Annotated in this window: 22 protein-coding genes; 16 read left to right on the forward strand and 6 right to left on the reverse strand. The window is 32.2% G+C overall.

Annotation, left to right across the window (positions count from 1 at the left end; genetic code table 11):
- The 8 genes from LQ694_RS14135 to tenA form a co-directional block, all read left to right on the forward strand.
- The coding region (locus tag LQ694_RS14135; protein WP_239772151.1) for a fibronectin-binding protein FnbA at window positions 1–968 on the forward strand (968 nt) is incomplete at its 5' end.
- Window positions 969–1105: 137 nt separating this feature from the next.
- Window positions 1106–3136 (forward strand): Mur ligase family protein, encoded by a 2031-nt coding sequence (locus LQ694_RS14140; RefSeq protein WP_231492984.1) that lies wholly within the window; start codon window positions 1106–1108, stop codon window positions 3134–3136.
- Window positions 3137–3209: 73 nt separating this feature from the next.
- Window positions 3210–4823, forward strand: coding sequence for a poly(glycerol-phosphate) alpha-glucosyltransferase (locus LQ694_RS14145; protein WP_218697138.1), 1614 nt, complete (start codon window positions 3210–3212; stop codon window positions 4821–4823).
- 121 nt (window positions 4824–4944) lie between these two features.
- Window positions 4945–5946: a LacI family DNA-binding transcriptional regulator gene (locus LQ694_RS14150; protein WP_058612581.1), complete on the forward strand. Its 1002-nt coding sequence runs from the start codon at window positions 4945–4947 to the stop codon at window positions 5944–5946.
- Between the two features lie 75 nt (window positions 5947–6021).
- The gene (locus LQ694_RS14155) at window positions 6022–7698 is read left to right on the forward strand and encodes an alpha-glucosidase (protein WP_218697140.1); all 1677 of its coding nucleotides are present in this window, start codon (window positions 6022–6024) and stop codon (window positions 7696–7698) included.
- 28 nt (window positions 7699–7726) lie between these two features.
- Entirely contained in the window at window positions 7727–9643 is a 1917-nt protein-coding gene (locus tag LQ694_RS14160) for a PTS sucrose transporter subunit IIABC (RefSeq protein ID WP_218697141.1), read from the forward strand.
- 103 nt (window positions 9644–9746) lie between these two features.
- Window positions 9747–10478 carry an epoxyqueuosine reductase QueH gene (locus LQ694_RS14165; protein ID WP_196968493.1) on the forward strand — a complete coding sequence of 244 codons (732 nt, stop codon included), beginning with the start codon at window positions 9747–9749 and terminating at the stop codon, window positions 10476–10478.
- Between the two features lie 257 nt (window positions 10479–10735).
- The gene (gene tenA / locus LQ694_RS14170) at window positions 10736–11413 is read left to right on the forward strand and encodes a thiaminase II (RefSeq protein WP_196968472.1); all 678 of its coding nucleotides are present in this window, start codon (window positions 10736–10738) and stop codon (window positions 11411–11413) included.
- Between the two features lie 44 nt (window positions 11414–11457).
- Here tenA and LQ694_RS14175 read toward each other — a convergent pair whose 3' ends face one another.
- The 3 genes from LQ694_RS14175 to LQ694_RS14185 are packed head-to-tail and all read right to left on the reverse strand — an operon-like array spanning window position 11458 to window position 13730.
- Window positions 11458–12354, reverse strand: a complete 897-nt coding sequence (locus LQ694_RS14175) for a VOC family protein (RefSeq protein WP_196968473.1) — start codon at window positions 12352–12354, stop codon at window positions 11458–11460.
- A gap of 57 nt (window positions 12355–12411) precedes the next feature.
- Window positions 12412–13104, reverse strand: a complete 693-nt coding sequence (locus tag LQ694_RS14180) for a GNAT family N-acetyltransferase (protein WP_196968474.1) — start codon at window positions 13102–13104, stop codon at window positions 12412–12414.
- Between the two features lie 50 nt (window positions 13105–13154).
- Window positions 13155–13730 (reverse strand): phosphatase PAP2 family protein, encoded by a 576-nt coding sequence (locus LQ694_RS14185; RefSeq protein ID WP_058612587.1) that lies wholly within the window; start codon window positions 13728–13730, stop codon window positions 13155–13157.
- 163 nt (window positions 13731–13893) lie between these two features.
- On the opposite strand from LQ694_RS14185, the gene LQ694_RS14190 reads away from it, so the two are divergent.
- The 3 genes from LQ694_RS14190 to LQ694_RS14200 all read left to right on the forward strand — a co-directional run bounded on the left by LQ694_RS14190 (window position 13894) and on the right by LQ694_RS14200 (window position 16090).
- Window positions 13894–14808, forward strand: a complete 915-nt coding sequence (locus tag LQ694_RS14190) for an LCP family protein (RefSeq protein WP_096791679.1) — start codon at window positions 13894–13896, stop codon at window positions 14806–14808.
- A gap of 45 nt (window positions 14809–14853) precedes the next feature.
- Window positions 14854–15153 (forward strand): winged helix-turn-helix transcriptional regulator, encoded by a 300-nt coding sequence (locus LQ694_RS14195; protein WP_058612589.1) that lies wholly within the window; start codon window positions 14854–14856, stop codon window positions 15151–15153.
- Between the two features lie 76 nt (window positions 15154–15229).
- Window positions 15230–16090, forward strand: a complete 861-nt coding sequence (locus tag LQ694_RS14200) for a fructosamine kinase family protein (protein ID WP_218697142.1) — start codon at window positions 15230–15232, stop codon at window positions 16088–16090.
- A gap of 32 nt (window positions 16091–16122) precedes the next feature.
- On the opposite strand, the gene LQ694_RS14205 is transcribed toward LQ694_RS14200, so the two are convergent.
- Complete coding sequence (locus LQ694_RS14205; RefSeq protein WP_058612591.1) at window positions 16123–16674, reverse strand: helix-turn-helix domain-containing protein; 552 nt, start codon at window positions 16672–16674, stop codon at window positions 16123–16125.
- Window positions 16675–16790: 116 nt separating this feature from the next.
- Here LQ694_RS14205 and LQ694_RS14210 point away from each other — a divergent pair, with 116 nt between their 5' ends.
- Entirely contained in the window at window positions 16791–17981 is a 1191-nt protein-coding gene (locus LQ694_RS14210; RefSeq protein WP_196968476.1) for a CynX/NimT family MFS transporter, read from the forward strand.
- Between the two features lie 214 nt (window positions 17982–18195).
- Window positions 18196–19578 (forward strand): amino acid permease, encoded by a 1383-nt coding sequence (locus LQ694_RS14215; protein ID WP_049320632.1) that lies wholly within the window; start codon window positions 18196–18198, stop codon window positions 19576–19578.
- An 825-nt stretch (window positions 19579–20403) separates the two neighbouring features.
- On the opposite strand, the gene LQ694_RS14220 is transcribed toward LQ694_RS14215, so the two are convergent.
- Window positions 20404–21321, reverse strand: a complete 918-nt coding sequence (locus tag LQ694_RS14220; RefSeq protein ID WP_058612593.1) for a nucleoside hydrolase — start codon at window positions 21319–21321, stop codon at window positions 20404–20406.
- A 266-nt stretch (window positions 21322–21587) separates the two neighbouring features.
- Here LQ694_RS14220 and LQ694_RS14225 point away from each other — a divergent pair, with 266 nt between their 5' ends.
- A complete protein-coding gene (locus tag LQ694_RS14225) occupies window positions 21588–21950 on the forward strand; it encodes a helix-turn-helix domain-containing protein (RefSeq protein WP_049320630.1) in 363 nt (120 codons plus the stop codon).
- Between the two features lie 18 nt (window positions 21951–21968).
- Window positions 21969–22529, forward strand: coding sequence for an RBBP9/YdeN family alpha/beta hydrolase (locus tag LQ694_RS14230; protein WP_196968477.1), 561 nt, complete (start codon window positions 21969–21971; stop codon window positions 22527–22529).
- 82 nt (window positions 22530–22611) lie between these two features.
- Here the strand turns inward: LQ694_RS14230 and LQ694_RS14235 are convergent, their stop codons facing one another.
- Entirely contained in the window at window positions 22612–23340 is a 729-nt protein-coding gene (locus LQ694_RS14235; protein WP_058612595.1) for a transglycosylase family protein, read from the reverse strand.
- A 614-nt stretch (window positions 23341–23954) separates the two neighbouring features.
- On the opposite strand from LQ694_RS14235, the gene isaB reads away from it, so the two are divergent.
- Entirely contained in the window at window positions 23955–24467 is a 513-nt protein-coding gene (gene isaB / locus LQ694_RS14240) for an immunodominant staphylococcal antigen IsaB family protein (RefSeq protein WP_058612596.1), read from the forward strand.

The raw sequence follows: 24467 nt of genomic DNA on the forward strand, positions 1-24467 counted from the left end.
CTGATGCGGATGCCGACGCAGATTCTGACGCAGATGCAGATGCAGATGCGGATTCTGACGCAGACGCCGATTCTGACGCAGACGCCGATGCGGATGCTGATGCCGATGCAGACGCAGATGCCGATGCGGATGCGGACGCCGATGCAGACGCTGATGCCGACGCAGATGCTGACGCAGATGCCGACGCCGACGCAGATGCTGATGCGGATTCTGACGCTGATGCTGATGCGGATTCTGACGCGGATGCCGATGCCGACGCAGATGCAGATGCAGATGCTGACGCTGATGCTGACGCAGACGCTGATGCTGATGCGGATTCTGACGCGGATGCTGATGCGGATTCTGACGCTGATGCTGACGCAGACGCTGATGCAGATGCCGACGCCGATGCAGATGCCGACGCCGATGCCGATGCAGATGCAGACGCTGATGCCGATGCTGATGCGGATGCCGACGCAGATTCTGACGCAGATGCAGATGCAGATGCGGATTCTGACGCAGACGCCGATTCTGACGCAGACGCCGATGCTGATGCTGATGCCGATGCAGACGCAGATGCCGATGCGGATGCGGACGCCGATGCCGACGTAGATAGCGAATTAGGTGCGAATGCGGACATTGATCCAAACGAAACTTCCAATGTCGATAATGACAATGGCATTGGTTATGATTCCGATGCAAATGATAACTTAGTTGGTGTTAGTGACTTAGATGGAGATTCTGGTTTAGCTACAAACAATAATGAATATAGCCAAGATCTAAGAAATGTTAATTCGGCTAATAGTAATGTTTCTACTTCTGTTACAAGTACTGACTCAGAAAGTCAAGTTACTGATAACGAGAAAAATGATGATAAATTACCGGATACGGGAGAAGAAAAATCTAACAATGGTACTTTATTTGCAACATTATTAGCAGGATTGGGATCGATTATCTTATTCAGAAGAAGAAATAAAAAGAAAGAATAATGATTGCTGAATCTTGATTGTGGCTAGGACAACATAGTTTGTCCTGGCCTCAATTTTTATAACAATTGAATTTATAGTTACATATAATCTAAATCTATGATTGCTATTATCTATTAATATTTAGGGGTGTTTATTTAATGAAATACACAATAAAAGAAATTTCTAATATTCTTAATTCACCTATACTAGATCCTTCAGGTAAAGAAGAACAAATTATTACTAATTTTGAATATCAAGCTATCCATTTAAATAATACAGAAACAGCTTTCTTTTCAATTAGTTCAAATTCTTGGTCAAAGTTTCTTGGAAGAAAAAGTAAATTAACAGATGGGAATAAACAAATTAATAAAAACATTAAAAATATCGGTCTTATCATAACCGAAGAATACATAGAGGGACTCAATTTCAAAATTCCTCAAATCATAGTTGAAAATAGTATTGAAGCACTCAAAACTTTGGCTGTAACAATAAGAGAAAATTATAAGAATCCGATTGTAGCTATTACAGGATCAATGGGTAAAAGTTCTACAAGGCTTATGGTTGCGCAAGCTTTGAAAAATTATAAAGTATTAGAAAATAGAGCTAATAGTAATACGAGAAGTGCTGTTTTATTGCAAATGTGCAAATTAGCAAGTAATCCTGATTTTGCAATATTTGAAGTTTCGTTAAATGCTTTAAATAATAGAGGCAATTTTTCATTAATATTAAAACCAGATATAGCTATTGTAACGGGAATAGGTTCTGCGCATTTATCGACTATAGGTAGTGAGGTTGATATAGCAACCTTTAAAAGTAGAATCTTTTATGGATTGAAGGATTCAGGTATAGCAATCATTAATCAAGGTACAATGCATTCAGATATTTTAATAGAAAATGCACAGAAAGCAACAGATAATATCATGACTTATGATTTGGAGCAGAAAAAAGGAACTATAGAAATTTTAGGATACTCAATTAAGAAAGGTTACGCAGATATTAAATTAAAAGTTAAAGAAGAGAACATTAATTATGAATTATCAACTTTAAGTTTAGGAATGATTGAAAATTCATTAGCAGTAGTTCTGTGTTTAATGAATTTAAAAGTAGATTTATCAAGTTGTTTAAACCATTTAAAAGAATTTAAATCATTCAAAAAAGTACTCGAAATAAAAGAGGTAGAATCACAGAATAATACAATTACTTTGATTGATGATACACACAATGCCTCATTACCAGCAATGATTAATGCAATTGAAGCTTTTAACAGTCAATGTAAGTATTTCTCAGGTAATAAAATAATAGCTATTGGTAAAATAAGTGACTTAGGTGCTCAATCAAAAGAAATTCATAAAAAGTTAATTACATATATCGAAGAGTCGAAAGCAGATTATGTATTATGTTTAGACGATGAAACGAGAGTAATTGTAAATAATACAAAGAATAAAAATATAACGTGGTATAACGATCCTGATTTATTGTTGAAAGATTTATTATACATGGCTAACAAAGATTCATTGATTTTACTAAAATCATCAGTTACTGATACTCAGTTTCCTAAAATTGCTCAAAAGTTACCTATAGAACTTAAAAAATTTAAAGCAGATTTGTCAGAGAATGATTATCCTACAGGTAAGAAGTTCAATCAATACGCATATCTAAAAATTTCAAATAAAACTGATCAAATAGTCGAAACATACAATGCTGAAAATTCTTCAACAATAAGTGGAATAGCGCCAGTACTTTATTACATCTATGCAAAAGGTAAAAATATTGAGAATAAAAATGTACAATTAAAAAAATGGCCAACTAATAAAGGGCGTTACATAGAAGGTGCATCATTTTCAGAGAATGATGTTATTAATGCGATGTCAGATTCTCCTCATCCTTCACTAATTTATCAACTGTCAGATTTATTATTTGATAAAGAAAAGCATAGATTGAAGGTTATAAATGAATTTGTTCATAATTATAATTTGTCAAAATCTGCAGTCGTTAATTTAACAGGTAGGTATAGAAAAAAAGAAAGACAATCCTTCACTGTTTATGATTTATACAACTTATATATTAAACATAAAGATATTTTATTAAGTAACGATCATAAATTTGTTTTCGGAGATCAATACAAACACGGAATTATTAATAAAGGTGATTATACGTTAATTTATACTTCAGACAGCAGTGATAAATAATATAAAAATATTTAAAGGTTATTGAATAGAATTGCTATAATAGTATAAAAGCACAAATAATGGGGGATTAAATATGAATTTAAGTAAAGATATAGATAGAATTCTTGAGATGCATAAAACATATCCTAAACATGATGTTAGCTTTGTAAGTATAGGCAATCAGTACCAAAAGGCAATCGTAAGAGTTTTTAAGACTCAAAATAATATTAAAAGAAATATTTTGAAGTTAGCGCAAGAATTTCGAAAGAAAACTGGAAAGAGCGCTAATTGGGTAAAGATTGATTTTGTTATAGAAGAAGAAGTGATAGATTTTGATATATTAAAAGACGATTTAATCAATACAAGAAGAAACTATATTGATTACGGAATAGCATTAGATGACAATTGGGAATATGCTTTTTTATCTGATGAAATTAATGCAAATGCTTTTGTTAGACCATCAAAAGATAAAAAATCATTCATTTTATCTGAAGACAATATTAATAATTATTTGAAAAAGTATAAAGGTATTAAAGTACGTTATAGTCATCAACAATATGAAGGTGAAAGTGTACGAAAATTTTATGCAAAAGGTTATATTATAGAGGATAATGATGTGTATGCTCTTGATGAGCGAGGTTACACAAAAGGTCTAAGAGAAATAGACAACTTAAGTAATGAAATCGATATGATGATTGAACATAGTACACATTATTTAAGTAATGAAATTGGTGAAGATGGCAAGTACCATTACGGGTATTTTCCACATTTCGATAAAAACATAGCATTTTACAATAACTTAAGACATTCATCATCAACATATGCTTTAATAGAAGGCTTAACATATTTAAATGAAGATATCACAATTGCAGAAAAAGCTATAGATTATTTAATCAATCATTATTTATATGAAACAGATGGCTTAGGTCATATATTTGACGATACTAAAAATGTAAATGAAATTAAATTAGGTCAGAATGCAGCGTTTATATTCGCAATTTGTGAATATTTAAAACATAATCCAAATAAAAAAGAATATCTTGAAGCTGCACAAAAAGTGGCACGTGGTATTGAAACGATGATAGGCGAAGATGCTAAAACAGTACATGTTATTAACTACCCTGAATTAACTGTAAAGGAACAATATAGAATTATATATTACGACGGAGAAGCGGCATTAGCTTTATTAAGGTTATACCAAATAGATCATAATGAAAAATGGTTAAATATCGTTAAAAATCTATTTGAACGTTTTATTCAAAAAGATTATTGGAAGTATCACGATCATTGGTTAGGTTATTGTACGAATGAACTTGTACAAATCGATCCACAAGAAAAATATTTTAAATTCGGTATACAGAATGTGTCTAGCTATTTAGATTATATGTACCAAAGAGAAACAACTTTCCCAACATTCTTAGAAATGTTGATGACTACATATCACTTAGTTGAATATGCTAAAGAATCAGGTTATGAATCTTTAGTAGAACAACATTTAGATGAAAAGAAATTTATAGCTACCATTCATAAACGTGCAGATTATCAAAGAACAGGGTTTTTCTATCCAGAAGTTGCGATGTATTTTAAGAATCCTTCAAGGATACTTCATTCATTCTTTATTAAACACCATGGCTATAGAGTAAGAATTGATGACATTGAACATTACTTATCTGGATATGTACAATATCAGAAAGTTTTTAAAGGATAAAAGTAAATAAGTGATTTATATAAAGGAGCAGATTATCTGCTTCTTTTTTTATTATTGACAAAACAAATAAACAGATTTATGATTTATATGAAATCGATTTCACAAAAGTAGGTGTATCACAATGGCGACAATAAAAGATGTTGCAAGGCATGCTGGATTATCTGTTACAACTGTCTCACGTTATTTAAATAATCATCCATATATATCGGAAGATAAAAAAGATAAGATTAAGGCAGCTATGAAAGAACTGGATTATACGCCTAATTCTGCAGCAACTCAATTAAGGTCTAATCGATCTTTTACTATTGGCGTTATTGTTTCTCGTATTACAAATCCGTATTTTGCATATCTGATAGACGCGATAGAAAAAGTTGTAAAAAAAACGAATTATCATCTCCTGATTATGCAGACTTATGATGATAAGGATGAAGAATTAAGACTACTTGATATGTTAAAGCAAAAACATATTGATGGTATTATAATGGCTTCTATTGAAAATGATTTAAGTGTCATTTCACAATATAAACAATATGGACCAATTGTATTAACAGGTGATAAGTCTTTAATCGATTCAAATTTACCTGTTGTTTGGACTGATCAGGAGAAAGCTACTTATCAAGCTATACAATTTTTGATTAATCAAGGTTACCGTCATATTGCATATTGTACGGGTGGTGCTTTTGATAAGACTAAGCACGGTTCATCGAGAAACAGAGGTTTTATTAAAGCATTAGAAGATAATCAAATAGATCTGAAAATGGAATGGATTTATAAAAATGTTCATACAATAGAAGATGGTTATAAAGTAGCAAAGGATATTGTTGATAATGAAAAATCTAAGTGGCCATCAGCGGTATTTTCAGGAAGTGATGAAGTAGCTGCTGGGATGATTAAATATTTACTAGAGCATAATATTAATGTTCCTGGAGATATTGCAATAATGGGTTATGACAATCAGCCACTATCTGAAATGTTAAGTATACCACTGACGACTGTCTCGCAACCGATAGAAGGTATAGGTTATGAATCAACAAATTTATTGATGAGTTATTTGAATGAGAAAGAATATACAGTAAATCAAGATGCATTAGAATTAAATATTATTGAGAGAAGTTCTACATAAATAAGTGAGACACATATAGCTGTCTCACTTACTATATCGAAAATATGGTATCGATACCATAAGGAGGAAACACTAATGAAAGATAGAAAATGGTGGCAAAAGGAAATCATATATCAAATATATCCGAGAAGTTTTTATGATGCTAATGGAGACGGTATCGGTGATATTAAAGGTATTACGAGTAAATTAGAGTATTTAAAAGATTTGGGTATAACAATGATATGGATTTGTCCAATTTACAAATCTCCAATGGTTGATAATGGATATGATATATCTGATTATTTAGGGATTAATCCTGAATTTGGAAGTATGGAAGATTTAGATGAATTATTAGAAAGAGCACAAGCTTTAGGTATAAAAGTTATGCTTGATCTTGTCATTAATCATACTTCAGATGAACATCGATGGTTTAAAGAAGCTTTGAAGAATCCAAATAGTCCTTATAGAGATTATTATATATTCAAAGATGGCGTTGAAAATAAAGAACCAAATAATTGGCGTTCTATTTTCGGAGGAAGTGTTTGGGAAAAGTTACAAAATGAAGATAAATATTATATGCATGTTTTTGATAAAAAACAACCAGATTTGAACTTTGAAAATCCGAGATTACGTAACGAAATATATAACATGATTAATACATGGTTAGATAAAGGGTTAGCAGGATTTAGAGTGGATTCTATAACGTTCTTAAAAAAAGATCAACAGTTTGAATCTTATCAACCTGATGGAAGTGATGGATTGGTCACTTGTAAACATGGAACTAGAAATCAACCTGGAATTGATATTTTTCTAAATGAATTAAAGGAAAACACATTTAATAAATACGATTGTGTCACAGTCGGAGAAGCCCCTGGAGTGAAGTACGATGAGCTTTCAGATTTTATAGGTGAAAATGGTTATTTTTCTATGATATTTGATTTTAAATATGCTGATATTGATGTTGAATCTGGCAGCGATTGGTTTAAAAGAACGAATTGGACGACTCAAGAATTTAAAGAACTATTGTTTAATAGTCAAAAAGAAATACAAAAAGTAGGATGGAGTGCCAATTTTATAGAAAATCATGACCAACCTCGTGCATTATCTAAGTATATAACAGATGAGAAATATCAGAATTATATTGGTGGCAGTGCATTAGCGATGATGTATTTCTTCTTAAGAGGTACACCATTTATCTATCAAGGGCAAGAATTGGGCATGACGAACTTTAAACGTAAGTCTATAAAAGAATTTAATGATATATCTAGTATTGATAACTACTATAGAAGTATTGAAGAAGGCTTTAGTGAAACAGAAGCATTAAATTTCGTAAATTTAAGAAGTAGAGATAACACACGAACACCTTTTCCTTGGGATAATACTGAGAATACTGGATTTACAAATGGTACACCATGGATAGGTTTAACTACCAATTTCCCATGTGTTAATGCTAAAGATGAAGTGGAAAATAACCAGTCATTATTTAATTTTTATAAATATATGATCGAATTGCGAAATCATTCTAAGTACAAAGAAGTATTAATTTATGGGACATTTGAGGAAGTTAATCATGTTTCTGAAAATATTATCAGTTATTATCGACACAACGAAACACATACAATACAAGTCATAATAAATTTATCAAATAAAGAGGATCAAATAGAAATTGAAAATGATCGTTTTGAAGTTCTAATGCAAAACTATGAAAAAGTAGATAGAAACGATCGAAAGTTATTATTAAAACCTTACGAAGCAATAATGATTGAATTATAAATTTAATATTAAGCAAAGGTGAGATTATATGGGGAAAGATAACAATAAATATAAAAATATTTCTGAACAGATTGTTAAGGTTATTGGTATTGAAAATATCGAAAGTGTTACACATTGTGCTACGAGATTACGTTTATCTGTTCATGATAGAGAATCTATCGATGATGATGCCATCGAAGAAATTGATGAAGTGAAAGGTGTATTTTATACAGGTGGTCAATATCAAATTATATTAGGTACGGGAATTGTTAATAATGTTTATGATGAAATGACGAATGTACATCAATTTGATGAAGTTAGTAAAGAAACAATGAAAAATCAAAACCAAGGAAACATTCAACGTGCAATTAGACTATTAGCTGACGTATTTATTCCAATCATTCCAGTACTGGGTGCTACTGGTTTGTTCCTTGGTTTAAAAGGCGTTGTATTTAATGAATCGGTATTAGGTGTATTTGGTGCTACACCAGAAATGATTCCAAATTATATTCAAACGCTTATAACAATGTTAACGGATACCGCATTTGCATTCTTGCCTGCATTTATCGCTTGGAGTGCTTTTAGGACATTTGGAGGGACACCTGTCATAGGATTTTTGATTGGTTTAATGTTAGTATCTCCAGCTTTACCAAATGCTTATGATGTCGCAGGGGGAGATGCTAAGCCGATAATGGTTGCTGGATTTATTCCGATTGTTGGTTATCAAGGAAGTATTCTAACTGCACTATTCACAGGTTTAGTAGGTGCGAAGTTAGAAAAAAGATTAAGAAAAATAATGCCAAATGCATTAGATTTAATTTTCACACCATTTTTCGTTATTTTACTTATGATGATATTTTCATTATTTATCATGGGTCCGATTGTTCATGGTATAGAATCAGTAGGCATTACAGTTGTTAAGTCATTTATACATTTACCATTAGGTCTCGGTGGATTGTTAATTGGGTTTATTTATCCATTAGCAGTTATGACAGGGTTACATCACATGTTTATTATTGTTGAAACATCATTGCTGGCATCAACAGGATTTAACCCATTAATTACATTAGCAGCAATGTATGGTTTTTCAAACGCTGGTGTATGTTTGGCTTTATCTTTAAGAAGTCAAAAATCCTCATTTAAAACTGCCGGCATTAGTGCAACGATTACTCAATTGTTAGGTGTTAGTGAACCTGCACTATTTGGTGTTGTATTACGTTCAGGTATAAAACCATTAAGTATCATGTTATTATGTTCAGCGCTAGGTGGCAGTGTGTTGGCTTTACTAAATATTCAGGCGAATTCATATGGTTTAGCAGTGATACTCTCACCATTAATGTATATATATGACTTTAGTCAATTACTGACATATATTATCGTTGGGGTAGCTACATTTGTATTAGGATTTATTATTACACAATTATTTGGTATTCCTAAATCATCAATGTCCGATATTGATTTGAATGATGAAAAAGTCTCTGACAATTTAACGGATAAGCATGAATTAAAAGCAATCAATTTAAAAGCAGTGACAAATGGAGAGATTCTTTCATTAGCTGACGTGGATGATCCAGTTTTTTCTCAACGTATGATGGGAGAAGGATTTGGTATCATTCCAAATACTGATGAAGTATATGCACCCGTGAACGCTAAAGTTACGCTTATTTCAGATTCGAAACATGCTATAGGATTTGAAACTGAAGATAACTTGGAAATACTCGTACACATGGGTATTGATACAGTAGAAATAAAAGAAGACGTCTTTAATGTTTTAGTTAAAGAAGGAGATATTGTACAAGAAGGGCAATTAATAGCGAAAATGGATATTAACCGAATACTTGAATTAGGAAAGCAAACAACAATTTTAACAGTTATAACAAATAGTAATGAGAAGGTTAATGAACTAAAATTATTAAAGACTGGTCAATCTCAAAGTGAAGATAATATTGCAAAAGTCATTTATTAAAATCACTACACTATCTGTAATCATCATATTGCTATCACCTTTTGAATGTTATAAAATATTGTAAAAATGACAATTTTTGTATAAAGGAATGGTTAGGTATATGGTGATTTCAGCTGATGGTATTATTGCTAAGATGAAAAATCAAAAGATTAACTATGATAAGGTTATGCGTAAAATGATTTCTGAATGGGAACGTTCTGAAACAAGACCTTCTATTTTAATTCATAGTTGTTGTGCACCTTGTAGTACTTATACGTTAGAGTTATTAACACAATATGCAGATGTTGCGATTTATTTTGCAAATCCAAATATTCATCCGAAAAGTGAATATGAACGTAGAGCGAGAGTTCAAGAAAGGTTTGTAGAACAGTTTAATGAACGTACAAATTCTAATGTGAAATATATTGAAGCGGCTTATGAACCTCATAAATTTATGAAAATGGTTAAAAGTAAAGATTTAGCTGATGAAAATGAAGATGGGCTAAGATGTACGGCTTGTTTCGAAATGCGTTTAGAACTCGTTGCAGAAGCGGCAGCTGATCTTGGATATGATTATTTCGCGAGTGCGTTAACGTTGTCACCAAAGAAAAATGCACAATTGATTAACGAACTCGGTATGGATGTTCAAGATTTATATCATGTTTATTATTTACCGAGTGATTTTAAGAAGAACAAGGGGTATGAAAGATCGATTAAAATGTGCAATGAGTATGAAATTTTTAGACAATGCTATTGTGGTTGTGTGTTTGCAGCTATGAAGCAAGGTATAGATTTTAAAGAAGTGAATAAACAGGCTAAAGCTTATTTAGAATCATGTAATAAAAGCTGCATGTAATTTTATTTGCAATCCCCTGATAAAACAGATATGTTGAAAGAGTATAGAAATTAAATAATTTTAAACCACTGGGGAGCGGGACAGAAATCTAATTTATATAAAAAGATTTCGTAGTCCCGCCCCGGCAAGGATGACTAGAGTTGAAAAAGCTTGGTACAAGTGCAATTCGGGTTCAGTCATCTACTGCCAATATATATAATAAGTCTGGGTATCTATATTATGTCCCAGACGTTTTTATTATTAAGGAGGATTTATAAATGAAATTTACAGATAGAGTATTCAATAGAGTTGAACCCATATGGCAATCTTATATGGAACATCCTTTTATTATAGGATTAGGTGATGGCACGTTAAATCAAGAGAAATTTAAACATTGGTTGAAACAAGATTATATATATTTAATAGAATATGCAAGACTATTTTCAATCGGTGCAGCTAAATCAACTGACTTAAAAATGATGGCGACTTATGCTGATTTAGCGAATGGTACATTAAATACTGAAATGTCATTACATCGAGGTTATGCTAAGCAATTTGGTATTACAGAAGCGGAATTAGAAGAGACAGAACCTGCTCAAACGACTGTTGGCTATACGAGTTATATGTTGAATATGGCACAACAAGGTGGTATAGAGAATGTTATTGCAGCTATTTTGACATGTACTTGGAGTTATAATTATATAGGGTTAAAATTAGTTGAAATTGAAGGAGCATCAGACCATCCTTTATATGGAGAATGGATCAATATGTATGCTTCAGACGAATTTAGTCAGTACAAAGAAGATTGTATACAGTTGATGGATCAAGTTGCAGAAGGTAAGACTGAAATAGAATTACAACGCTTAGAAGATATTATTGTTAAAACGAGTTACTATGAATATATGTTCTGGGATATGGCTGAACATTTAGAAACATGGCCAGTACCGATAAAATAAATAAAAAAGACAGAAGCATACACATTGCTTCTGTCTTTTTTATACTATAAATTGCCTTCATAGACTTTTATTAAAGTTTCTACATCGAATTTCTTCATTTTAAGGAATGCTTTTGTAACGTTACTGATTTGTTCTGGTGTACCTTCTTCTGCCATTTGGTCCATGATTTTAGGGACAATTTGCCAAGAGACACCGAATTGATCTTTAACCCATCCGCATTGTTCTGCTTCTGGTACAGCAGATAATTTATCCCAATAATAATCAATTTCTTGTTGGTCTTCTAAAAATAGCATTAACGAAATACCTTCATTTAAGTTGAATTCGTGTTTATGTGCGCTATCAAGTGCGACAAAATATTGGTCTTCTAATTTGAATTCGGCATGAGCGAGTGTATCTGGCTTGTCTGGTTCCATGCCTTCTGGATAATAAAATTTACTAATATCACCACTATTTTTAAATACGCTTGTATAGTAGTTAATCGCTTCTTCAGCTCTACCTACATTTTCATTAATGAACATAAATGATGGTCTAATACGATCGTCGAATGGTTGATCTGTGATGAGGAGTTGCCATGAAACACCAAACTGATCTTCCAACCAACCATATTTTTCACTAAAGTCATAAGTATCAAGTTCCATCATAATTTTCCCGTTGTGTGCAAGTGCAGTCCAAACTTTGTCGAACAATGCTGCTTCAGATTGATTGAAAAGAACTGTAAATGATATGGAAGGATTTTTTGTGAAATAAGGACCTGCATTGATTGCCATAAATTTATAACCAAAAATATTAAAAGTGAGCTGTTTTGCATCTCCGGATGGTGTATCTGTAAACGTTACATCTGAAATGATTTCTGATTCTGGAAAAGTTTGCATATAATAATCGACGGCTTCTTGTGCTTCATTATCGAACCATAAATGCGGAACTATTCTTTGATTATTCATTTCTTCATCTCCTCAATCCTTTTTATTTATTATACCCATCGTGATAAATATAAACATTTAGTTCATTGAGAGTTTATTGATTTGTGTACCATCATGGTTAAAATTACTTTCATCTAGCCATTCTTCATATTGTTTTTTGATAGATGGCCATTCTTTATCTATGATAGAGAACCAATTTGTATCGCGGTTTCTTCCTTTATATACGAGTGCTTGTCGAAAAGTACCTTCATATTTGAAACCAAGTCTTTCGGCAGCGTGTTTTGAAGGTGCATTATAACTATCACATTTCCATTCATAGCGTCTATATTTTAAAGTTTCAAAAACGTATTTAGCAAGTAAATATTGTACTTCAGTAGCAATTCGCGTTCTTTTTAGTAGTGATGAATAATGAATGTGGCCAACTTCTATCGTTGAAGCTTTAGGATTAATTCTTAAAAGTGACATTATTCCTAATGCTTGATGTGTTTCTTTGTCGACAATCGCAAAGAAATAAGGATCTTTAGAAATGATTCTTTCTTCGATTAATTGAGTAAATGAAGCTTTTTCATGAATCGGTTCATGAGGTAAATAAGTCCAGTTTGCATCATTTTCTGATGAACATAATAAAGGAAATAACTGATCGATATGACTTTCATTTAAATGTTCAAGTTTACTGTACTTACCTTCAAGCATATCAATACTAGGCATATTTGGTTCTTTAAATGATTCGATTTCATCACCAATTGGTTGATTAAAAGTATTATATCTCATAAAAAATCCTCCTTTATTTTTATCATAGCATAAAATAAAGAAGGTGAAATTTACAAGCGCGAGGACTGATGCATAAATTTAGTAACGCTTAAGTAAACTAAATGAACAATGATTAGACTTGCGACAGTATCAGAAAAGAAGTGTGCACTTAAATAAATTCTTGAACACATCATAGATAAAATTAATATAGCAGTAATCCATTTGACCGTTACATGATTGTATAACGCAAGTATTAGAAAAATAGCTACAAATAACGTTAGTGTATGCATGCTTGGAAAGCTGTATCCATCAATTAAATCAGATGGTCTTGGTCGTTGAATAATATACTTTAACGCTGTTCCTATAAATAGTGATGAGAAAGAGAAGATGAAATACTGTAGCAAATTTCTTCTATTATAAAAGTATAATCCAATTAATAATACACATATTAATATACCACTATGTAAAGGTGAAAATAAAAATGAAATAATCGATAAGTAATTATGTAATCTAAATGCTAATGTTTGAGTTTGTATAAATTGATAGACATACTGATCAATAGGATTTATATAATTTGTAAAAATCAATGACACGATTAAAATTAATAAAATAGCATAACAAATAATGAGCTTGGAATCTTTCTTCATTGTGCGTAAAGCTCCTTTGAACGTAAATATTTAGACTTTATTTTCTATTGTAAATATAAAAATAATTTTAGACAATAGGACTTTAGGACTACCTAAATATCATTTAGTAATCTACTTAAAAGTGCTATCATGGTAAGTATAAATAAAAAATAGGAGTGTGACTATGAAGCTAACAAGAAAAGGTAAAGTAACAATTATAATTGCAGCTCTCGTCTTAATTGCTGGTATATTTGTAACAGTAAAAGCGATTAATATAAATAACAAAGTTTATCAACCGATTAATAAACAAGATACAAAACATGTGAAAGAAAAAATTAAAAACAATAAGCCGATTTCTATCGCGATTTTTGGTGTAGATTCTAACAAAGAAAGAGAATCAGAAAATATAGGTGAACGCACAGATTCAATTATGTTAGCTTCAATCAATCCGAAAACTAAAACAACTAAACTCGTTAGTGTTCCACGTGATATGGCAGTAAATATTCCTGGTTATAGTAATCATGATAAAGTTGCACATGCATATGCATACGGTGGATCAAAAACAGCGGTACAAACATTAAAAAATGAATTCAATATACCGATAGATGGGTATATAACAGTAGATATGGATGGCTTTAAAAAGACAATCGATGCCCTAGATGGCGTAAATGTTAAAAGTAATAAATCCTTTACATTTAACGGTACAAAATTTAAAGCTGGAGAGAAAGTGAAATTAAATGGTCAAGAAGCATTAGACTTTGTACGTAGCCGTAAAGAAGAAGGCGCTGGAGATGATGAAGGAAGACAAGAAAGACAACGTATTATAATAGAAGCAACAAGTAAAAAGCTTAAAAATAATTTAAATGTCAATAATTTCAACGAGTTGATGAATGTTGCTCAAGATAACATTACAACAAGCTTTAATTTAAATGACACAAGAAAACTAATTACTGACTATAAAAGTGCAACAGAACATTTTGAAAAGATATCTATCGATGGTGTGAATCAAATAGAGAATGATGGTATTTGGTATTTCGAAGCAGATAAAGATGCGAAACAACAAATTGTCAAAACGTATAAAAATAATTTAAAAAGCTAGCATATTGATGTTTCAATATACTTAATATGAAATGGGGCTATTTAATTGACTTCAATTAATGAAATGAAAATCAAACAAAATATAAATCATCTTATACAAAATTACGGTATTCAGTTATTAAATTATATGAGTGATTGTGAAAGAGAAGAAAAAGCATTACTTTCAGCGTTTGATAAAGTGGATGATCAAATTATTAAAGCATCTCTAGAATTGTTGAAGCAAAATAATCTTATAAATATTAGAACTGAAGAGATTATGCCCCCGAATATCTATTATCATCTTACGAAAGATGGCGAGTTGATTTTGCAGATGATTTATAAGTTTGAATCATTAAACTTTGAGTAGGGTACATAATAATAAAATTGCTGTTGTTTTGAAGTTTGATTAATTTTTAATACAATAACACATAGGAGGGATCGTCATGAATAAAGATTGGCAATCACAATTACCTATAGATGATATTAAAGAACTCATACCAGTTAGTGGTGGAGATGTGAATGAAGCATATAGAATTGAAAGACAAAGTGGAACGGATTTTCTACTTGTTCAACATAATAGAAGTGAAGATTTTTACGCTGCGGAAATTGCTGGTTTAGAAGCATTTGAAGAAGCGGGTGTTACGGCACCTGTTGTTAAAGGTTACGGTCAAATTAATGGAGATGCGTATTTAATACTGAGTTATCTTGAAGAAGGTCGCCGAGGTAGTCAAAGTGAACTCGGTAAACTCGTAGCGAAATTGCATAGTCATTATCAACAAGATGGTAAATTTGGATTTCATTTACCGTATCATGGTAGTGATATTACGTTCGAAAATGGTTGGAAAGATACATGGATTAATATATTTGTCGAGCAACGTTTAGACCAACTGAGAGACGAAATTGTAAGACGAGGACTTTGGTCTAAGGACGAACTTCAACAATTTGAACAAGTACGTACAGTTATTATTGAAGCCTTAACAGAACATAAAAGCAAACCTTCATTACTACATGGAGACTTGTGGGCAGGCAATTATATGTTCTTATTTAACGGGGAACCTGCATTATTTGATCCTTCTCCATTATACGGAGATCGTGAATTTGATTTAGGTGCTACTAAAGTCTTTGGTGGTTTTACGGAAGCCTTTTATAAAGCTTATGATGAAGCATTACCATTAAGTAAGGGTGCAAATGAAAGAATTAAATTTTATGAACTATACTTATTAATGGTGCACTTAGTGAAGTTTGGTTCAATGTATGCAGGTAGCGTACAGAGAACAATGGATGACATATTGAATGATAAGTAAAAAGGATTGGGATAAATTTTTATCCCAATCCTTTATTTATATTGTATAGTTGCTGTTAAATGAACCTCATCTTTACCAATATTGCGATAAGTATGTGTCACGTCGGATTCGAATCGTATGGCGTCATCTTCTCGGATTGTGTGTTTAACGCCATTGATATCGACTTCAAGTGTGCCACTATGAACAATGATATATTCTTCAGATCCATTGTGATGTCCTTCTGATATCATTTTGGCTCCACTGTGTAAAATCATATTAAACATTTCAAAATTTTTATCTATATTAAATGGAAAATATGGATATATTGTAACGGATTGATTATCGTTATATATAGGTGTGATGTCTGATTTAGACACGCAATTAATGTTATCTTCTTTGTTAGAAATTAAATCTGAAATAGGTAAATGTAAGCCATTTGCTATTTTCCATAAAGTTGTAATGGTAGGATTAGATTGTCCATTCTCAATTTGATTGAGCATTGTTTTACTAACGCCTGTCAATTTAGATACTGTACTTAGGCTTAATTGTTGCGATGTTCGGTACTGTGATAAATTATGTGCAACAATTGTATGGATATCTTTCATAAATATAAACACTCCTATTTACTTTATAACGAACGCGTTGTACAATATAGTGTGTTCTTTATAACGAACGTTAAGAACAGTATAACAGAAATTCACTTTAGGGAGATAATAAAAAGATGGATCATATAAATAGAAATAAAAAACAAAGTTTAATATTATTTATTGGCATCTTATTAATTGGAGCAAGTTTAAGAGCACCTATTACTTCAGTAGGGATTGCGCTACCTTCAATTAAAGATACTTTAAATTTATCCAATACATCTGTCAGTTTAATTACGATTATTCCGTTACTTTCATTTGCGGTTATTTCACTATTCGCTGCTAAAATTAGCCACAAATTCGGATTAGAGCGTACAGTTTTTGGAGCACTTATATTAATATGTGTAGGTATTGCTTTAAGAGCGATTACAGGCGTGTCTTGGTTATATGTCGGTACGATATTAATAGGTGTAGGTATTGCGTTTGGAAATGTGTTAACGCCAGGTATTATTAAAATGAACTTCCCTTTACGTATAGGAATCATGACAGGTTATTACACAGTTGTGATGAATATATTTGGAAGTGTTTCATCATATGTTACAGCACCACTTGTTAAACATTTTAACTACAACATAGCAATCAGTTTAATAGGTATTGTAACGTTTATAGGTATTATTACATGGTCATTCCAGTTAAATAAACATGATACGGTTAATAGTTCTCAAACCACGACAAATATAAATGTTTGGAAATCACCATTGTCATGGCAAATTACGTTATTAATGGGTGGTCAGTCAATGATATTTTATTCATTGATAAATTGGTTACCTGAATTTTTATTAAGTCATGGTACACCAATTAATGAAGCAGGGATTTATTTATCCATTCTTCAATTAGCTATTATTCCACTAACTTTTGTCACACCCATATTTGCTGAAAAAATGAAGAACCAAGTTCTGATTACTTTTGTGACTGGGTTACTCTTTGTATTAGGTATACTAATGTTAATGTTACAACCTAACTGGGCATTTTTAGGTATTATATTGATTGGTGTTGCGAGCGGTTTAGCATTTGGACTTGTTAATACATTCTTTGGATTAAGAACAGAAAATGGTTTAACAGCAGCCAAATTATCAGGTATGTCACAGTCAGTAGGGTATTTATTTGCTGCGATTGGTCCATTACTATTTGGTATACTGCATGATGCTACAAATAGTTGGAATACATCGTTTGGCATATTGCTTGTTACATCCATTATCATTATGATAATAGGATCACGTGCTGGTAGAAATATTACAATAGAACAAACTTTAGGAGCGAGACATTAATTTAATGTCTCGTTTTCTTTATTTCTATTTATTATTTATAAATAAATTACAATATTATGAACAAAATACATATAATTTTATAAAAAAAGGAAAACGCTTTCTAGTAGTGCTTTATTTTCTGATTATTTATAGTATAATTGTCCCATGAAGTTTGAATAAAATTAAATAGATAAATCTTAACTGAAAAGTTTGTAATGAGGAGTGACACGAAAGAATGGAAGACAATCATTTAAAAAGGGGTCTGAGTTCACGTCAAGTACAGATGATTGCACTTGGTGGAACAATAGGTGTTGGTTTGTTTATGGGTGCTTCAAGCACTATTAAATGGTCGGGACCATCTGCAATATTCGCTTATTTAGTAGCAGGCCTTTTCTTGTATTTAGTAATGAGAGCAATGGGAGAATTAGTTTATTTGTATCCAACTACAGGATCATTCGCCAACTATGCGAGTGATTATTTACATCCAGTAGCTGGTTATGTAACAGCTTGGAGTAACATATTCCAGTGGATAGTAGTAGGTATGAGTGAAGTAATCGCTGTTGGACAATATATGCAATACTGGTGGCCAGATTTACCAACGTGGATACCAGGGGTAATTGTAGTTGTAACTTTAGCTGCAGCAAATTTAGCTTCAGTTAAAGCTTTCGGTGAATTTGAATTCTGGTTTGCAATGATTAAAGTTGTAACAATTATTTTAATGATTATAGCTGGTTTCGGTCTAATCTTCTTTGGACTTGGAAATGGCGGGAATGCTATAGGATTAGGAAACTTAACAGAACATGGTGGATTCTTCCCTAAAGGTATCGTAGGTTTCTTCTTTGCATTATCAATGGTTGTAGGTTCATATCAAGGTGTTGAATTAATAGGTATTACAGCGGGTGAAACGAAAGATCCACAGAAAAATATTAAAAAAGCCGTTAATGGTGTAATTTGGCGTATTTTAATCTTTTACATAGGTGCAATATTCGTTATTGTAACAGTTTATCCATGGGATCAACTAGGTAACGTAGGTAGTCCATTTGTTGCAACATTTGCAAAAGTAGGTATTACGATTGCTGCAGGATTAATTAACTTCGTTGTTATAACAGCAGCAATGTCAGGTTGTAACTCAGGTATTTTCAGTTCAAGCCGTATGGTTTATACATTAGCTCAAAAAGGACAAATGCCTCGTATTTTCACAAAAGTTATGAAAACAGGGGTACCATTCTTTGCGGTATTAGCCATTTCAATTGGTATTTTTGTAGGTGTTATTTTAAATATCGTATTACCATTAGTAATTGATGGTTCTGAAAATATCTTTGTGTATGTATACAGTGCATCAATACTACCAGGTATGGTTCCTTGGTTTATGATTTTATTTAGTCATATTCAATTTAGAAGACATCATTCTGATGAAATTAAAGATCATCCATTCAAGATGCCGTTTGCACCATACTCTAACTATTTAACATTAGGATTCTTTATCTTAGTATTAATCGGTATGCTGTTCAATTCAGAAACACGTGTTTCTGTTATTATCGGTATTGTATTCTTATCCGTAATGGCAATCGTATACTTCTTAAGAGGATATCATAAAGAAGATAAAGGTGAATATTAAGCCTTTAACATAAAGCGTCTAGGACAGAAATGTTCTAGACGCTTTTTCGTATTTTCAGACATATGCGGATGGGGGTGAATATTTTAGATAAGGGGAACTTGTGAGTGAGTTGCGACAAGCAATGTTGGAGGACTGAATATTGCAAGTGAGGTGCGACAAGCAATGTTGGAGGACTGAATATTGCAAGTGAGGTGCGACAAGCAATGTTGGAGGTCTGAATATTGCAAGTGAGGTGTGACTAGCAATGTTGGGAGGCTGAATATTGCAAGTGGGGCATGACAAGCAATATTCAGGGCATTGTATTTATCAAGACTGCCTAAACAAGATAAATAGGAGCTCTGTATTTATCAAGAATGACCAAACAAGATAAAAAGGCGCCTCGTATTTATCAAGACTACCCAAACAAGATAAATAGGAGCCTTGTATTTATCAAGATTGACCAAACAAGATAAATAGGAGCTTCGTATTTATCAAGAATGACCAAACAAGATAAATAGACGCTTCGTATTTATCAAGAATGACCAAACAAGATAAATAGACGCTTCGTATTTATCAAGACTGCCTAAACAAGATAAATAGGAGCCTTGTATTTATCAAGATTGACCAAACAAGATAAATAGGAGCTCTGTATTTATCAAGACTACCCAAACAAGCAACATAGAAGCTCCGTATGTTGCAAGACTGCCTAAACAAGCAACATAGAAGCTCCGTATGTTGCAAGACTGCCTAAACAAGCAACATAGAGCTCATCTCCCTCACATCTCCCATATGAAAGAGACTGGAACATCACATTCCAGTCTCATTATTTTATATAAACAAGTATGGTTATTGATTTTGATGTATGGCTTTAATAAAGTCTACAAATTTTTCTCGGAATTGTTTATTTTGTGCATGCATACATACTTCGACTTTTCCTTCATCGCTAAATTCAGTGTATGTACATCCTGCTGCTTGTCCTTCTGTTATGACAGATACATTGGCACGCTCAGTTGTAAACATTTCTGGATATAATAAGTAGAAAATTGTACATAAGTCATGAATGATATGTTCATGTTCTTCACCAGCATTTACATCGTTGTATGAAGATAACATATCTATAATGACCTTTCCAAAGTCTCCTTGTGTTTGAATGATATTTAAATCATCTTTATTAATCATAGTTTCTCTCGTTACATCAAGTCCACACATTACGATTGGAATATCTTGATTGAAGACAATTTTTGCTGCATGTGGGTCTACAAAAATATTAAATTCTGCAACTGGCGTAGCATTTCCACCAACTGCTGCACCACCCATTAACACGATTTGTTTAATGTTCTTTTTAGTTTCAGGAAATAGTGAGAATAACAGCCCTATATTTGTTAGTGGCCCAATTGGTACGAGTGTAATAGGTTCTTCAGAATTCAAGATAGTATCTCTCATTGCGATAACAGCATGTTCTTCTAGTATATCATTATGTAAAGTAGTATTGATTTGAGCATTTCCTATACCATTTTGACCATGTACATGTTCTGCTGTTTCAAGCGTATTGATGAGTGGTTTGTCTACACCTTTAGCAACTGGCGTATTTGAATGAAAGTAACTTACAATATCTAATGCATTTTGAGTTGTGTGTTCAATGCCTACATTACCTCCAATAGTTGTGATTAACCTAACATCTAATTCTTTACTATGTAGTGCTGCAGAAATCGCTATAATATCATCTATTCCAGGATCCGTGTCTATAATAATCGGGATTGTCATGTTGTTCGCTCCTTTATCGGTATGATATATATAGTATAACAAAGTACAATTATAATTACGGAATGAACGATTATTAACCCTTTTTGAAAATAAGACAGAAGGCAGAGTACTCTCTTAAAAATAAATGAAGTTTTGTAAAAAAAGTATATAATGGTGTTAAAGGTTATTATCATGCGTTTGCAACTTCAAGTTGCTACGCATGCAAACTATAGTATCGGGATATTTTAAAGTAGTCGTTATATAGTAAACATAAGGAGTTGGTTGATATGAATATTGGAGCTAAAATTAAAGAAGAGAGAGAAATTAATGGATGGTCTCAAGAAGAACTCGCTAACAAATTACATGTCACAAGACAAAGTGTTTCTAAATGGGAACTCGGTAAAGTATATCCAGGTATAGATATATTGGTGCAAATGAGTGATATCTTTGATGTATCTTTAGATGAGATAATCAAAGGGGATAAAAATTTAAAGCACACTATTATTGAGACTTATCGAAATGAACCTAATCATAATCAAAATTATTACGATCGTCCGATGAATGGCTGGGAGTTCTTATCAAGATTTTGGTGGCTCGTATTTCCGTTCGGAGGTATTATAATAGGTATCATTAATGCGCTCGTACAATAAACAGAAGAGGTGATGAATATGGATAAACATTTATATATAGCACATGGCTATACTGCAAACAGTAAAAAGCATTGGTTTAAATGGTTAACAGAACAATTTGACGATATAGATAGTAAAATATTAGACTTTCCTAATTCATCAAATCCTGTGTTAGAAGATTGGAATAAGACTTTATTAGGTGAAGTAGATGTATCGAGTGGAAATAATATAATTGTTGCACATAGCTTAGGTGTAGTGACGGTATTAGATTATCTATCTAGATATGAAGGAGAATGGAATGTTAAAGGACTTGTTCTTGTAGCAGGCTTTTATGAAAAGATTCCTAACTTAAATAAAATTGATGCTTATATGGATCAAACGCAAGTAGATTTTGAAAAGATTATTAAACAAGTCCCAAACATTGTAAGTGTCATAGCATCTAATGACCGTTTAGTTCCACGTCATTTAAGTGAGCGATTAGCAGAAAAACTTCAATCTGAAGAAGTTATCATTCAGCATGAAGGTCATTTCTGTGATTCAGACGGTTATACTGATTTTCGCGAAGTTGCTGAAATCGTAAATGATATGTTTAATAAATAAAATATATACAAAAAAACGCCCCTGGCTATTGCCAGGGGCGTTGGATTAATGTGTTGAATAAAATTTTAATACTGCTTTTATATTATGCAGTTACCCATTGTGAAGCGCCTGCAGTGTTGTATAATTTAACAGCTGCTGCATCTTGTACTGATTCTGGAGCTTCTGTTGGAGATACACCTTTATATTCTGCTGGTGCAACTGAATCCCAAGTGCTTTGTAAGAATTGGTATTTACCTGCTGCACCTGAAGTTGGGTTAACAGCTTTTAAGTCTCCGCCAGATTCACGTTGAGCAATAAGTTTTAAGTGATCATTAACATTTACACTTGAACCTTCAGAAGCTGAAGATGAAGTTGTAGATGTTTGAGTTGTTTGTGTAGTAGTTTGTTGTGTTTCTTGTTTTGGTGCTTCTACTTGTTGAGGTGCTTCTTGAGTTGCTTGTTCATTAGCTGTGTTGTTTGCTGCTGGAGCTGGAGTTTGTTCAGCTACGTTTTCTTCAGCTACTGGTTGTTGTTGCTCAGCTACAGGAGCTTGAGTGCTTTCAGAGTCAGCTGCATTAGTTGCATGGTATTCCCAAGTAAAGTTTTGACCATCTGATTGGAAGTTATACTCGAAACCTTCTAATGTGAAGTTAATGTTATATGCGCCTTCTTGAATCGCATGTTCATTAAGTTCTGGTGCATTAGATTGAGCTAATTGAGCTAATTGCTCTTTATTTACGTCCTGTTCAGCTGCGTCTGCTACTTGTGTAGATGCAACACCTGTTGCTCCGATTGCTACTGCTAATGATGAAGTTAAAAATGCTTTTTTCATAATTTTAAAACCCTCCGAATAATTTTTTATTTATAGTATCTTTTTTAAGATGATAATTTCTTTGTTAGTTAAAAATTCTTCCCTTAAATTTGGGACAAGACAACAATAACATATATAGAGGCTTTGTAAATTACAGTCAAATAACAAAAGATTACAATGTAGAAGAAATAATGTAATAATGAATTACGCGCGTTATGTTTTGTAATATTACACTTATATTTACCGATTGTATACAATTGGATGATAAAATAGTCGGATTTTATATAATCAACATAAATACTTTCATGACGGTTTTGAAAGGAGTTATATAAAATTTTAAATTTGATATAAGTACTAAGAAATACGTTCAGAGAATAAAAATGTAAAATTTTAGATGTGTAAAATTAATCTATCATTTTTTATTTATGAAAAGTTCATAGTTTGAATTTAATGTTTCTTATAATGCTTTTATATTTAGTGCGCGTATGTTTAGAGTGATTATGTCTATAATAGACTGAATTGTCAGTAATATTACTGATGGCATACCTACAATCCCTTTGTGTAATGATTTTGATAACTTTGTAATATTATTGTAATATTAAGGTGTACAATTATACTAAAAGGGAGTGATGATAATGAATATATTAACTAAATTAACAATTGCAACAGGAATTTCTTTCGGAACAATTTTTGGTATTGTAGATTTTCCTGGTCAAGACAGTCATGAGGTTGAAGCAGCAACAACACCTTATTACACTTATAAAGGTTACACCGGTCATGACGGTAGTTTTATTTTAGATTCAGCTTTCATCAATGCTTTAGTGTATAAGAACGTTACCATGAATAATTATAGAATTGTTCAACCACAATCTTATGAAGGAAATATTTATACGCATAGAACTTCATATGATCAAACATTCTATTTCGGTGGAAAATATGAAGAAGAATATGCTGCAAGTGCTAAATTCCCAGTGAAAAAGCATCACATTTCAAAATCACAAATTCTTAAAGCTTACGGAAATGATTATACTATAGAAGAAACTCGTAACGGAGACGAATATAGATTCCTAGTAGGTGGCAATCTTATCATATTTACAATAGATGATAATTACGTCACAACTGTTAATATTGGTGAGAATTTAAAATAG

This window comes from Mammaliicoccus sp. P-M58 (assembly GCF_022386165.1).
In the GTDB taxonomy this organism is placed as follows: Bacteria; Bacillota; Bacilli; order Staphylococcales; family Staphylococcaceae; genus Mammaliicoccus; species Mammaliicoccus sciuri.